Below are 14,023 nucleotides of genomic sequence, written 5' to 3' on the forward strand. Positions count from 1 at the left end.
ACGTTTCCTTCCATAAATAAAAATCCCACTCCAATAAGAGGAGCGGGATCAAGGGGTAATCCATTGCAGCGTTAAAGTGTTAGGCTGCTCCATTGTACTATCTATGATGAATCGTCCGAATACAGCCTCATATCTTACTTGTATCTCAGGCACAGGCCCGGTTACTCTGGCATCGCTCGCCATCGTGTTCGTTCTGTTTCCAAACCTGCTGGCTGTCTTCCTGTCTGATCATACTTACGCTTGCAAATCTTACGCAGACCGTTAGTTGAATACAACCGTTTTATTGTTATGCACCAGAATCCGATCCTCAACATGCCATTTGACGGCTCTTGCAAGCACCACGCGTTCGATGGTACGGCCAATACGCTTCAACTCGTTGACATCATCCCGGTGGCTTACGCGCTGCACGTCCTGCTCAATAATCGGCCCGCCATCCAGCTCTTCGGTTACATAATGGGCGGTTGCTCCGATAATTTTCACCCCGCGGTTATAGGCTTGCGCATAAGGCTTGCCGCCGACAAAGGCCGGGAGGAAGGAATGGTGGATGTTGATAATCCGGTTGCGGTAATGTTCGATAAAGGTTGGCGAAATAATCTGCATGTAACGCGCAAGAATAATCACGTCGATATCATCGCCGATCACATCCAGCTGACGCTGCTCCGCTTGAGGCTTCGTATCCGCCGTAACCGGAATGTGGTGATACGGGATACCGAACGATTCCACGTATTCCTTCATATCCAGATGGTTGCTTACCACCAGTGCGATATCCGCGTCCAGATCGCCGGCCTGCCATTGCCACAACAGCTCTACAAGGCAGTGATCTTCTTTTGAAACAAAAATCGCCAGCCGTTTCTTACGGACCGCATGGTAGATATTCCATTCCATACGGAATTGATCGGCAACTTCCCGGAAGGACTCCTCCAGCTGAGGAAGCTTCGTGTTCAAATCCACCAGATCAAATTCAACCCGCATAAAAAACATGCCGCCGGCCGGATCCATTGTATATTGATCAGACTGGACAATGTTGGCACCATGCTGGTACAGAAACTGGGAGACCGCCGCCACAATTCCCGGTCCATCCGGACAGGAGATCAGCATGCGGGCACGATTAGGGTACTGACCTGCCGCAGACGGCAGATCCTTCTTGATGTGAATTTCCATGAGACTTGGTGATCCTCCTTTTAAATCTGCAATTAACGTCAATCGGCCTCTCAGGAAAACATGCCGCGACTTGCGGACGTTATCCCGAGAATGCCTTAGTATTCTGAATATAAAGCCATTTAATGAAGCTTATGAAGTCAGGGAAACACCGGACAACCAAGCGATCAGGCGCTGATTGATCTGCTCCTCCGAAAGGTCGGACAGCAGGCCGGCTGCCATCACCATATCATACAGGCGCTCCATCGGTTCGCGAGGATCCGCCTTTTTGGCTTTGGCATCATTCTTCAGAAGCGTCCAGGTATCCAGCACGAACGAACGGGATTCGATGCCTTCCTTCGCAAAGAAAGCACCCAGTTCTTCTACTTGCTGAGCAAAAGTCGGCCCGAAACGGCCTTCCACATCCCCGCGCAAAAGCGCAATCTCGATCTCATACATCGGACGCTGCGTTTTCGGATCTTTACCGATCCAAGGCGTCTCCAGAATGAACGGTCTGCCCTGAAGCTTCTCATGATGAACGACTCTTTGAATGGCTTCATAGCCGATCCATCCGGTTCCAATCGGCGTATGACGGTCTTTACCCGCTCCACGCGGATTCTTGCTGTCATTCACGTGCACAACCGTTAACCGGTCGAGTCCGATCAGCTTGTCGAACTGCTCCAGCACGCCGTCCAGATCATTTACGATATCATAACCCGCATCATGAATATGGCAGGTGTCGAGGCAGATGGCCAAACGGTCATTGTACTTCACCTTATCAATAATGGAAGCAATTTCTTCAAAACTGCGTCCCATCTCGGTGCCTTTGCCGGCCATCGTCTCCAGTGCAATCTTCACTTCGGTCTCATCCGTACCGCCGAGCACTTCATTAAGGCCTTCGGCAATTCGGTCGATGCCGTATTCCGCATCCTTATCGGTATACGCGCCGGGATGGAGAACGATATTCTTCACGCCGACCGCATGCGTGCGGCGGATCTCCTCTTGCAAAAAGCTTACCGCCAGCTCAAACGTGTTGGGCTTGTACGATCCGAGATTAATAATGTACGGCGCATGGACCACGATCTCCTCAATGCCGCTTTCCTGCATGGCGGCTTTGCCTTCTTCGATAAACATGGAATCGATCGGCTTGCGACGCGTGTTTTGCGGTGCGCCGGTATATATCATGAACGAGCTTGAGCCATATGATGTGGCTTCAGCCGTCGCAGTCAGCAATCCCTTGTCCGAAAACGACACGTGGGAACCAATTTTCAACATGCTGCATCCCCCTTTTTTAACACACAATTACACCTATTTTAGCTTGTATATCGAAATAAATCTAGAAATGCGTTATAATTCTCATGAAAGTGTCATGTGACAATAATCATTGAGGTGATATACAAATGAAGAGCACAGGGGCCGTCATGGGCTATTTGTCGTCCAGTGCGCCGCCGTCATGGTTCATGAACTCCATTGCCTTCTGGGGATGGGTCATGCTTGGGTTGATGGGCATCGGCGGATTTTTCATGTTCCGCAAGTTTCTGAAAGTGCTTCCCAAAGCCGATGGTAAATCAAAGCTCGATTGGCAAAATTACTGGGTAGAACGAAGCCGCCCGCTGTGGACGGATGAATCCAAAGCATTTCTGGACGAACTGGTACAGCCTGTTCCGGGACCGTTCCGGGATATCGCCAAACACTCCATTGCAGCCGAAATCGGCAAAATCGCCGTCGAATCCGGCGCAAACGAAGTCACCCGGGATCACTGCATCAAAGGTTACATCGTAGCTACGCCGAAGCGAGATTACAAATTCCTGATGAATTTCCTCCAGAAGAAGGAAATCGACTACAAGCCATATCAGCATTTGATTAATAAGTAGAAGTCTGCTCAGTTTAATGGATCGGCCAGGCTTACAAAAAATAGAAACAAAGCCTAGCCAGCCCGTGGTGCATGGCGGTTGAATTCCGCACATGCCCCACGGGCTGGTTTGTTCCACATCAGGATATAATCCGAACCGCAGGTATCATGCAATTCTTGTACAAATTTGAAGACGGAAAGATGCAGTGTTCCGCCTGCCCCATCCTTATCTCTCCAAACAGAGCCGGATTAGATCGTCCACATGAGCGGTAGCCAAGCATTCCACCGTGTCGGCGGCCCCGTAATAGATTTTCACTTCTCCATCCTCCTCCAGCACCATGCCGCCGGGGAAAATGACATCATTGCGGAAGCCCCCATCCGTCTCGTACAGTGCCTCAGGCGCAAGCAGGGGCGATGCGCTCATGCCAAGGATCTTCTTCGGATTGTCAAGATCGAGCAGCATAATGCCGGCAGTGTACCGCTTCTTCCAGGTCGGCTCCCAGCCGTTCTTCCCTCTAGCGGAATCAATATCCACCGCATGGAACGTAGTGAGCCAGCCCTTATCTGTCTTCACGGGCGGTGCAGCCGGACCGATCTTGTCATTGGCGAACGGCACCTGCTCCACCGCCAGCAGGAGCTCGGAACGGCCCCAATAGATCAGATCCGGCGACTCCGAGATCCAGGTGTCGAACCGGTCCACTCCGCCGCGGCTATAGACCGTGAACGGCCGTTCCAGCCGGACGTAGTTGCCGTTGATCCGTTCCGGGAATAGCACCATATTTCGCAAGTCTGGCGTTGACATGCTCAATACTTCAAAGGATTCAAAATCGTCTGTTACTGCGATACCTCCCCGGATGCCGTGCCGCGTATCTACGGCGAAGCACATGTAGCAGCGGCCGTCAATGACCGTCAGACGCGGGTCATAGGCGCGCACGATCTCTTCGTCGTGCAGCTTGAAGATCGGCTTCGGCCCCGCCGTCCAGTGAATGCCGTCGTCGCTGAAGGCGATGCCGAGATCCGTCGTATGGCTCGGCTCGATCGTCTGCTTCTCCAGCGAACCGTAGTCGTTGCGGAATACCATACAATAACGGCCGCCGAACTTGGCGACGCCCGCGTTGAAGACGAGCGCGGTAGGATACGGCACGCGAGCCGCGTCCAGTACGGGATTTGCCGGATGACGGCGAATGATCGGGCTGGACGCCAGCGTTCCAATGTTGGGCATATTCGAGGTTTTCATCTATTACTATCCTCCTTGTAAGCTGAAAAGTACAATTTCCGGGTTATCAACGTGTCCTTCGCGAGTGCGAATTCTCCCGTGAGCTTCTAAACAAGAAGCCCATGCCTAGCGAAAGGATAGTCGATCGTAATGCGTCCTACCTGACAATCACTAAGACCACTGTAAAGATCAGCCTTGCCGTCCGGGCGCATGACAATGCCTGAAGAAAAAACACAGTCCACCAAATACGGTGCTTTGGCAGGTCCTACCGGGTAGCAGGAACGACTACCGATCACATGAAGGTTCGATGACTCACGGGTGGTTGGATCGAAGACGAAGGCCATGTTCAGGTACACCTTCAATTCCCCTCCGTCCTCATCCTTATCCAGGTAACAAATGTGGCCAATGATTCCGATTTTGTCACTGTCTAGGAGATACGCCTGATTGACGCCTCCCCATTCGCCTTCCCCGAAGATGCCATGAATGTAAGGTGCGTTCTCGATGATGTCCGCAGTCAAATCCTCCAGTCTGTCAATGATCGTAAAGCCAATCATGGATTCGCTCCCGAATTTGCCCCTCATCTCGGCGCTGCGCGGACGCGAGAAGACGCCGATCCTGCCGTCCGACAACGGAACAAGGCGAATATCCTTCATTTTGTTAGGTCCGGTCGTGAAGTAGTACAAATTATGGAGGTCGGTGCCTCGAAAGAAATAACCGAAAAATGTGCTGTATCTTCCACTTTGGTACTGCACATGAGTCCCGCCCATTACGAGCTCATCACCGATCTCGCTGATGTAAGGGTCCTCCAGCGTATAGATCATGCTATCTTCCACCACGCTCCATTCATCCTGTCCCGTTTCCTCGAACAGGCGGACCCAAGAGCGAGCCCATTCCTCGCGGCGTTCTACCCGCCCGAACAAATAGCGCTTCCCATCCCGTTTGAATGGAATCGAAATATTGTAGACATCAAAACCATCCACGCCATGAAATTTCAAGGTTGCACTTTCATAGATCATTTTTGTCGCTTCAAATTCAATTCGTTGCTTCTGCAAGGTCAAAATCCCTCCACACCTTCCTTTTGTTTTTCAACTCATTTATTTAAGTGAAGCTTGATACTCCTGGAATTGCTTCTGGTATTCAGCAACCACTTTATCCAGACCGGCTTTCCTCATTTTTTCCAGTGCAGCCGGGAAGGCCTTATCGTATTCTTGAACCCCCATATAAATCGGAGTGATGCTTGCCGAAGCTTCCGACAAAATATTAGTGTATTCGGCCCTTACATTCGTCGGGTCAAAAATAAAATTCGCCGCGATACTGTTGATTGCATTCGGATTTGGCTCAAACAAGACTTTGTTGTTATCTGGAATGCTGTTCTCCAAGTCAAATCGCATGAAGTTTACGTTGCCGTTTTGCGAATCAGAACCTCTAAACCCCGGATTATTATTGTTATTCGGATCTTTGATCGGCTTAAAGCCCGTCTCACCGTCCTTGGTGTAGTGCTTGCCTTCAATGCCATATTGTACAAGATCATAATTTTCTTGACTTGCCAGCATCCAATCCATGAATTTGACGGCCGCTTCCGGATTTTTGCTATTTACCGGTACGGCATTTCCGTTCTTGAAGGTGAGCGGACGCATATATTCTTTCTCCGGGTTAAACCATACAACGCCGATATCGTTTACAGTGGCTTCTGGATTGTACTTCTTGAGCCCGTTCAAGCTTCCGCCAGTTCCCAAACGGACGAACCATTCACCGCTGTCGAGTTGTGCATCTACCTGCTCCTGCTTCATGACCAGGATATCGGGATTGGTAATACCCTTTGTGTACAGCTCACGCATGAAAGACGCATCTTTCTTGAATTCTTCGGTCTCAATCCAAGACTTAACCTCGCCGCTTTGATTCACATAGAAGAACTTATCCTTCACGGTAAACGGGAACGTGTCATAAGTCCGGTGCAGGACGGACGTATGCAGGTAGATCGGGTCAAAGTCAGCGCGAGTGCCAAGATAGGGCTTATTGCTTCCCTTCCAGTTCTTCATGACAATCTCCCAAGCGCTGATCAATTCAGCTGGAGTCGTCGGTTCTTCGAGATTATTCTCAGCGAGAATGTCACGACGAATATTGAATTGACCTTCACTCGCCATTTCAACCCAATAAGAGGGAACGGCATAATACTTGCCATCAATTTTAGCACCGTCGAAGATATCATCAGGAATATATTTCTTCAGATTTTCTCCATGCTTTTCGATCGCATCCGTGATATCCGCCAGTGCACCGCGGTTATAGTAGCTTGAGAACGGCGTGCGGTCCTGCATGACGTGGAACAGGTCGAAATCTTCCCCAGTGGACAGCATTAAGTTCAGCTTCTGATCCCACGCATCCCACGGGATATATATTTTTTCGACCACAACGCCGACACCGTCCGCAGCCAGCTTCTCATTGACCTTTTGGAACACTTCCTTGTAGTCTTTCGGCTCTGTGCCTGGAACTAAATATTTGATTTTGACCGCATTGGCAGGCTTGTCATTATTCTCTGAATTGGAGACTGAAGAATTGTCTCCCTTACCGCATCCAATTAAAGTCGAAAGCACAAGAACCACAGCCAATAGAAACACACCATACTTTTTCATATTAAATATTGACCTCCTTCTATAAAGTGCTTAATTTATGTTAACCCCGAAGGGGAGTATATCAGCCTTTGACAGAACCAATAACCAGGCCTTTCACGAAGTACTTTTGCAAATATGGATAGAGTAAGATGATCGGCCCGATCGTCACGATCGCTGTTGCCATCTTGACCGATTCTGAAGGAAGCGTGATGTCGCTTGTTCCGGCCAGCATCGTCATCTCGTTCAGCATGCTGATCTCCGATTGCATTTGCAGTAGCATAAATTGCAGCGGGTACAAATCCTTGCTGTCAATCAACATGATTGCATTCCACCAATTGTTCCAGTAATCAAGTCCGTAGAATAGCGCAATCGTCGCCAATACCGGTTTGCATAAAGGAAGATAGATCCGGAAGGCAATCGTAATATCGCTGGCCCCGTCTATGTTTGCCGACTCTCGCAGCGAGTCGGGAATCCCGCTCATGAAATTCCGCACAAGGAAGAGGTTGAACGGGCTGAACAGCAGCGACGGAATGATCAAAGCGAAGATGTTATTGGTCAATCCAAGCGACCGATTCATCAGATACCAGGGAACAATTCCCGCGGAAAAAATCATGGTAATAAAGAAATAGAGCGCCAATGGATTGCGGTATTTCACATTTTTGTTCGCTAACGTATAACCAGCCATGGACGTAATCAGAATCGCCAGCACCGTACCGACAATTGTGACGAAAATGGAAATACCGTAGCTCTGCATGACTTGGGAACCCCCTGTAAAGATTAGCTTATAGGCATACAAAGAGAACTCCTCCGGGAAAAGGCTGTATCCGTTCTTCAGTATGGCATCCTCATCCGTGACCGAGATCATCAGAACCAGAAGCATTGGAAGCAAACAAAGCGCCGAATAAACCGTAATGAGAGCATACATAATCGTCTTGCTGAATGAAAACGTCTTCACTTCTATACCTCCTATAACCTTACTTCGGGAATCTATCGCCGAAACCGGATTCTAATACAGCGCGCCATCTTTAAAAAATTTGCGGGTAATGGCATTCGTGCCGAAGACCAGGATAAACCCGATGACGGACTGGAACAATCCGACAGCCATAGCTTCGGAAGGGTCGCCAATCTGACGCAAAGAGCGGAATACATACGTATCAATGATATCCGTGGTCGAATACAAGGTGCCATTGTCGCCAATCAAGGCGTAGATCATCCCGAAATCGCCGTACATGATTTTGCCGACCGAGAGCAGCATCAGTATAACCACCGTTGGCATCATCAACGGAATCGTAATGCGCATGCACATCTGCCACCGGTTAGCCCCATCAATCTCGGCAGCTTCATACAACGTCTCATCAATCCCGGTGATGGTAGCCAGATAAATGATGGCGCTCATCCCTGCTCCTTTCCACACATGCATGACGGTAAGAACAGCCGGCCATACCTTCGGCTCGGTGTACCAGTTGACCGAGACGAGGCCAAGCTGGTTCAGCAGTTTGTTCACGATCCCCATATCCATAGAAAAAAACGCATACAGCACATAGCTGATGACGATCCAGGAAATGAAGTTCGGAAACAACATCATGGATTGGCTGAATTTGACGAACAGCTTCTTGCGCAGCTCGTTCAGGATCAGTGAGATGGCCAGTGCCGTCAGCGTTCCAAAGACAATAAAAAGCAAATTTAGAAAGATGGTGTTAAAGGTGACCGTAAACGCCTTGCTCGACCCGAAAAAGAACTCGAAGTTCTTTAATCCTACCCACTCGCTATGAAATATGCCCTTTGTATAATTGAATCGTTGGAAAGCAATCAGTATATACGGATACGTCAAATACCCGAAAATAAACGTGTAAACCATCGCCGGAAGGACCAGCAAGTAAGATGTTCCATTCCTACGAATATCAGAAAACATGCCGAATGCCGGTCGCTGTCTCTTTTCCAATTTCTTATCCTCCTTCTTTGAAGTGTACATTTTTGGGCTGCGTTGACGCTTGCTCTAACTCTATAGCAGCGGGTCAGCGTTTCCAATTTCAAATACCGGATATCGCTTTCACGATTCGATTAAAGGGCTTTCAAATTTCCGAACTGATTTTCATTTTGACCGAAAAATTCAAAGAGATCGACCACAAGAAGAAATTCGTCAGACGAGAAGGGACCATCATTAAGCGGAGCCCACACCTACCTCGATCGCGCTTAAGCCGCTGAATCGAATGGCTGGAATACGCCCTCTCCCATTTTGTCACCTGACAATGTGACACATTTTCGTCCAATTTTTCCGCAAAGGTCTTAAGAAACACTTGAACACGAGCACAGGCACAGCATAAGGAACTTATCTGTTCCTACGCTGTGCCTGCTGTTAGCTCTGTTTTAGTGTTCTGTACCAAGCTCCAATATCCGCACCAATATGGTCACTGCTTCCGCCCGGGTCGCAGTACCGTTCGGAACGAACTTATTATCGCCGCGGCCGCTCATGACGCCCAGCTTGCGAACCGCTTCAATCGCGCCTTTCGCCCATTTCGGGATATCCTTATCGTCCGCGAAGCCGGTCGTTGCGCCTGCTTCATCAGACAGGTGAAGCGCTCTAGCGATCATCGACGCCATTTCCGCGCGGGTAATACGCGCATTCGGCCGGATGCTGCCGTCCGCGTACCCGCTCACAATACCTGCTTCAACCGCATTCGCGATCGCTTGCTTCGCCCATCCGCCGATTTTGGCCTCGTCCGTAAACGCAGCCGCTGAACCTGCTCCTTCCAGCTTAAGCGCATTGGCCAGCATGACCGTAAACTCGGCGCGGGTAATGGCGGCATTCGGCTTGAACGTTCCATCCAGATAGCCGCTGACAAGCTTCATGCCCGCCGCGCTCAGGATGGCGCTCTTCGCCCAATGTCTCTCTATGTCAGTGAACGATGGCGCCGGCTCGTTCGGTTCGCCGCTTTCGTCCTTCTTCTCGCCTACAGCCATGACCGCAAACTTGGTGAAGTGATCCACCTCGGCCGTAATTCGATCGCCTTTCACGACGCCGCCTATTTCAATCCATACTTTCTTTGCTTCGTCATAGTAGAAGATAGCGACTCTTTGATTGTCTCCTATGAGAGACGGATCGAACTTCATCGAGATGACGATCGGCTTCTTGAAGTTTCCAGCCATATTTTTCGTCAATTCAAAGACGTTGCTGACCAGCGTTTCCTTATCGAATACGAGGTTTGCCGTACTGAGCAGCTTCTCGATCTCAATGCGCAGCTCTTGCTCCGCCGCTCCTGCGCCTACCGTAAGGATAACTTCGTTATCGAGACTGACCTCGCCGGTCCTGCCGCTCGGAATAAGGATGATGCCGTTGGCCGATTTGATAACGGAAGTATCAATGCCACTGCCTGTGCCATTACCTGTGCCGCTGACCGGCGCCCCCGGTAGCGGATCCTTCGGCGTCTCCGGTTGCGAAGCCTTCGGCGTCGCCGTCACAGCATTGGAGAACTTGCTCTCGCCCCCTGCTCCCACGGCTTTCACTGAGAACGCGTATCGCGTGCCGTTCGTCAGGCCGGTTACTGTGTATGCGGTTTCTGTGACGTTCGCCTGCACTTGCTCCCAATCGGCCGGATCAACCGGAGCCGTAGACCCTGCATACTTGTAAACAACATAGCGATCCGCTCCAGCCACGGTATCCCAACTCAGCGAAACTTTCCGGTCGTCCGCCAAAGCGGCAAGATGAGCCGGCGCTGCCGGAACCTGCGACAATGTCGAATTCGGGGTCGCCGTCACGGCCATGGAGAAATCACTCTCGCCTCTCGCATCTACGGCTTTCACCGTGAACGCATAGCTCGTTCCGTTCGTCAACCCGGTTACCGTATACGTGGCTTCCGTTACGCTGGCTTGAGCCAGCTGCCAGTTGCCCGGATCGGCCGGCGCCGCCATGCCTTCATATTGGTATACGGAATAGGTGACGCTTTCCGCCGAAGCGTCCCATCTTAAGGTTACGGATCGATCGCCTGGCGCAGCCGTCAAATTCGCAGGCGAAGCCGGAACAGATACTTCATCCGGCGACGGGATCACTTCGTTCGACGGCGCGGACGAGGCCGATTCCCATGTGGCGTTCCTTGCGATCACCGTAAAGGTATACACTGTACCGTTCGTCAATCCGGGGACGGTGATCGGGCTGCCCGAACCTTCCGCCGTCGCAACAGCTACTCCGTTTGCCCACGCGGTTACCTGATAACCTGTAATTTCGCTTCCGCCGTTATGAATCGGTGCGGTAAAGCTTACCTCGGCGGACCCGTCATGACCGACGGCATGCACATCGGCAGGTGCGTCCGGAGCGGTAGCAAGAGCCGAATATACTTTAAATTCCCAGAGCGAGTAGCCGTATTTGGTTCCTCTTTTCGTACCATACATCTGAACGTATCTTGCATTCACGGGTTCGAAGGAGATTCTATCGATTCCGCCGTCCCCGGTTGTCGTGCTGTAAACGGTCGTCCAATTCTTTGCGTCGTCGGAAACCTGAAGTTGGTACTCCTTACCGTACGCGTCTTCCCAATGCAGATCGACCTCCTGAATGGACTTGCTGGCGCCAAGATCGACATAGATCCACTGCGGATCGGAGTAGTTAGATCCCCAACGGGTATTCAGTGAGCCGTCAACCGCATTTTCGGGCCTCACGTCCGCGGCTTTGGACGAGCTTGCCGTTACCGGCTTGCCTTCGGCAAGATTGGGCGGTACTGCTTCGTATACGTTAAATTCTTTGAGCGAGTATCCATTTCCGGTGCCCTGCTGAATGCCCTGTATCCGTACGTATCTGGCAGTGACTGGACTGAAAGCGATGTCGTCGATTCCACCGTTCCCCGTCGTCGTCGAGTAAATATCCGTCCAGTCAACAGCGTCGTTCGATACCTGGATTTTATAACTCTTCCCGTACGCGTTCTCCCATTTTAACCTAACTTGATTAATCGAATATTGATTTTGCAAATCAACATAAATCCATTCATGATCCGAATCGTTTGAACTCCAAAACGAGGTTCTGTAAAGATCCGTGGCATTCGAGGCAAAATGGTTGTCTTTGCTGGATGAAGCGACCGCGCCTTTACTGTAAGCGAGATCGAATCCGCTGTCGTCAATGGATTCTCCTTCATTCAAAGTCATGCTTCGGCCTGTGAACGTATCTTTGCCGAGCCTGAAGCTTGTCGTGGATGTTGCTCCATTTCGATCCAGCGTCACGTTTACCGTGATCCCCGGTGTTTCGGGGTTGGCGACTGAAATACGGATGGGTGCCGTGGATTCGTCAATGATCACCATGGCGGGTTGATCAACGGTAACCGTCAAACCGTCTCTCACCGTCACCGTCCCGGGTTGATAGAACAGCAACTCCGCAATTCCCAGAGATTGATGCCGCACAGCCTGGATGGATGATGTATTCGAAAGAATGCTTACCGGGTTGTCGCTCGCGTAGTTGCTGATTTCATCCGCATTTTTGTTCGGCAATACAATGTATTGGTAGGATGCGTTTGCGGGTTTCACGCCATGATCGAGCCAAATCGAAAAAATCGGTTTGGTCATCGGATCCGTTGAACTTCCCGAGATGACGTCGCTCCATTTTCCGCTTTTTGTCTCCCGTTGTACTTGAAACTCCGTTGGATTCGGGAAGACATAACCGATGTTATCGTTATAGGCCCAGCGTCCGGTCGTTTGCATCGTTCCGTACGCTATCGGATTACCGTCTACGAGAACTTCTCCTACCGCTTGACTTTGGTTCAATGTCGTGTGAATCGGCGCGGCATTCGTCGAAGCGATTCCTGTGCCAAGCGCCACCATTTCATCATCGAAGAAAAAATAACCTTTCTTTCCACTTGTACTCAACTTGTTGAAATCAAATGCGGTGGCTCCATAACGCTCATTTGTTACCCCGCCTACAAAGGTTTTCGGATTGTTGAAATTGCCGTCTTTCGTAAGTGTGTATGGAGCCGTCGTGCCGGGAACGTGGGCCCAATCCATCAACGGGTAAACCGGTCTGTATTCGTCGCCGGTTCTCTGAATGGCGGTGGCTCCTTGGGGCGTCCAATACAACAGGTTGTAACCGCTGGGGTTAATCGTTCTCCATTCTCCGCCTTTAACCGTGCTGGAGGCCATCTTGACCGTAATTCCGTAGTCGGTTCGCATATGGGAGGAGACCAGCGTTTGCCATTGCGTCATATTATTGGCGTCCAGTCCGTTGCTCGTGTTCGTGCCGATCATGCGAATATTGTCAAGGAAACTGGCAAACTCCGCAGCCCGCTTCGGGTTGGCCGTCTGCATCCATTGCAACGGATCTTCATAGAAGGTCAAAGCCGCGCTCGCGTAATCCGGCCAATCAGGCCCATTCATCCCCATGCCCAAATCGGCAACTTCGCCTCTCACGAGATACCTGGTGCCGTCCAACAAATATGACGATAACGAATCAATCGCCGCTTCGCTGTACGAGAACGCGGTGCCCGAGGTAATGTAGGCCCAGAACGACATATCTCTGGCAAAGCTTCTCCCATAGCCCGTCGTATAATTCGTTTTGCCATGCATGAAAAAAGACATGTCCGACTGGATTCCCGTCACCGTCGTCGTCACATTCGACAGGATGTTGAACGCATCCACGGCGTTCCGAACGATCTGGGCGTCTTCCAGCAATAAGCCGCGGTACATATAATTTTGATTGTACCAGGACGAATTCGCTCCATCGACTGTGTGAGGGCTACTGTCTAACGTATCGATAATATTGGAGACTTGGGTTGCCGTTAAATAGCCTTCACATAGAAGCGCAATTTTTTCCAGCCTTAGTTGTTTGCCGATTCCGGTCTCCCACCAGTTGGTTGAAGTCGGCTTTACCGTGAACCAATAATCCAGCGCCTTTTGAATACCATCTAACAGCGTTGCACTATGATAGTTTGGATCATTCGGGTCAGCAAACGCCTGCGCCATCGACTGCATCCGGTCTAAGGCAAGGTAGGGCGACCAACCTCTCCCATTGGCGGCGGAAGTTGTACTCGTGTAATCGACATCGCCCCAGCTTCCATCAGGGTTTTGATTGGATAAATAAGTACCTGCCTGTGATTTGAAGGTCCATTCGACCCGACCGTTCGTTCCGTCATTTATAATATCTTTGGAGATGTAAAAATCAACCATACGCTTTTTCATCATTTTCATATCAGCAATCTCTTGAGAAGCATTCGTTTCCTCGGGAGTGTTCGCCGATAC

Annotated in this window: 9 protein-coding genes; 1 reads left to right on the forward strand and 8 read right to left on the reverse strand. The window is 50.5% G+C overall.

Going from position 1 to position 14,023, the window contains the following annotated elements; all coding sequences use genetic code 11:
* Nucleotides 1-261 precede the first annotated feature (261 nt).
* Together purU and MKX98_RS27590 are read right to left on the reverse strand one after the other, a co-directional pair.
* Nucleotides 262-1,161 carry a formyltetrahydrofolate deformylase gene (purU, locus tag MKX98_RS27585; RefSeq protein WP_339219599.1) on the reverse strand — a complete coding sequence of 300 codons (900 nt, stop codon included), beginning with the start codon at nucleotides 1,159-1,161 and terminating at the stop codon, nucleotides 262-264.
* A gap of 129 nt (nucleotides 1,162-1,290) precedes the next feature.
* Nucleotides 1,291-2,412: a deoxyribonuclease IV gene (locus MKX98_RS27590; protein ID WP_071222600.1), complete on the reverse strand. Its 1,122-nt coding sequence runs from the start codon at nucleotides 2,410-2,412 to the stop codon at nucleotides 1,291-1,293.
* Nucleotides 2,413-2,537: 125 nt separating this feature from the next.
* Here MKX98_RS27590 and MKX98_RS27595 point away from each other — a divergent pair, with 125 nt between their 5' ends.
* Complete coding sequence (locus MKX98_RS27595; protein WP_216530670.1) at nucleotides 2,538-3,011, forward strand: DUF2621 domain-containing protein; 474 nt, start codon at nucleotides 2,538-2,540, stop codon at nucleotides 3,009-3,011.
* A gap of 204 nt (nucleotides 3,012-3,215) precedes the next feature.
* Here the strand turns inward: MKX98_RS27595 and MKX98_RS27600 are convergent, their stop codons facing one another.
* The 6 genes from MKX98_RS27600 to MKX98_RS27625 all read right to left on the reverse strand — a co-directional run bounded on the left by MKX98_RS27600 (nucleotide 3,216) and on the right by MKX98_RS27625 (nucleotide 13,972).
* Nucleotides 3,216-4,226 carry a glycoside hydrolase family 130 protein gene (locus MKX98_RS27600; protein ID WP_339219601.1) on the reverse strand — a complete coding sequence of 337 codons (1,011 nt, stop codon included), beginning with the start codon at nucleotides 4,224-4,226 and terminating at the stop codon, nucleotides 3,216-3,218.
* An 86-nt stretch (nucleotides 4,227-4,312) separates the two neighbouring features.
* Complete coding sequence (locus MKX98_RS27605; RefSeq protein ID WP_259445158.1) at nucleotides 4,313-5,257, reverse strand: DUF1861 family protein; 945 nt, start codon at nucleotides 5,255-5,257, stop codon at nucleotides 4,313-4,315.
* Nucleotides 5,258-5,299: 42 nt separating this feature from the next.
* The gene (locus MKX98_RS27610) at nucleotides 5,300-6,835 is read right to left on the reverse strand and encodes an extracellular solute-binding protein (RefSeq protein WP_220684006.1); all 1,536 of its coding nucleotides are present in this window, start codon (nucleotides 6,833-6,835) and stop codon (nucleotides 5,300-5,302) included.
* Between the two features lie 61 nt (nucleotides 6,836-6,896).
* Nucleotides 6,897-7,769: a carbohydrate ABC transporter permease gene (locus MKX98_RS27615; protein WP_308116261.1), complete on the reverse strand. Its 873-nt coding sequence runs from the start codon at nucleotides 7,767-7,769 to the stop codon at nucleotides 6,897-6,899.
* 51 nt (nucleotides 7,770-7,820) lie between these two features.
* A complete protein-coding gene (locus MKX98_RS27620) occupies nucleotides 7,821-8,756 on the reverse strand; it encodes an ABC transporter permease subunit (protein WP_259445157.1) in 936 nt (311 codons plus the stop codon).
* Between the two features lie 425 nt (nucleotides 8,757-9,181).
* Complete coding sequence (locus tag MKX98_RS27625) at nucleotides 9,182-13,972, reverse strand: polysaccharide lyase family 8 super-sandwich domain-containing protein (protein WP_339219604.1); 4,791 nt, start codon at nucleotides 13,970-13,972, stop codon at nucleotides 9,182-9,184.
* Between the last annotated feature and the right edge of the window lie 51 nt (nucleotides 13,973-14,023).

The sequence above is a fragment of the Paenibacillus sp. FSL W7-1332 genome (genome assembly GCF_037969785.1).
Taxonomy (GTDB): Bacteria; Bacillota; Bacilli; order Paenibacillales; family Paenibacillaceae; genus Paenibacillus_AQ.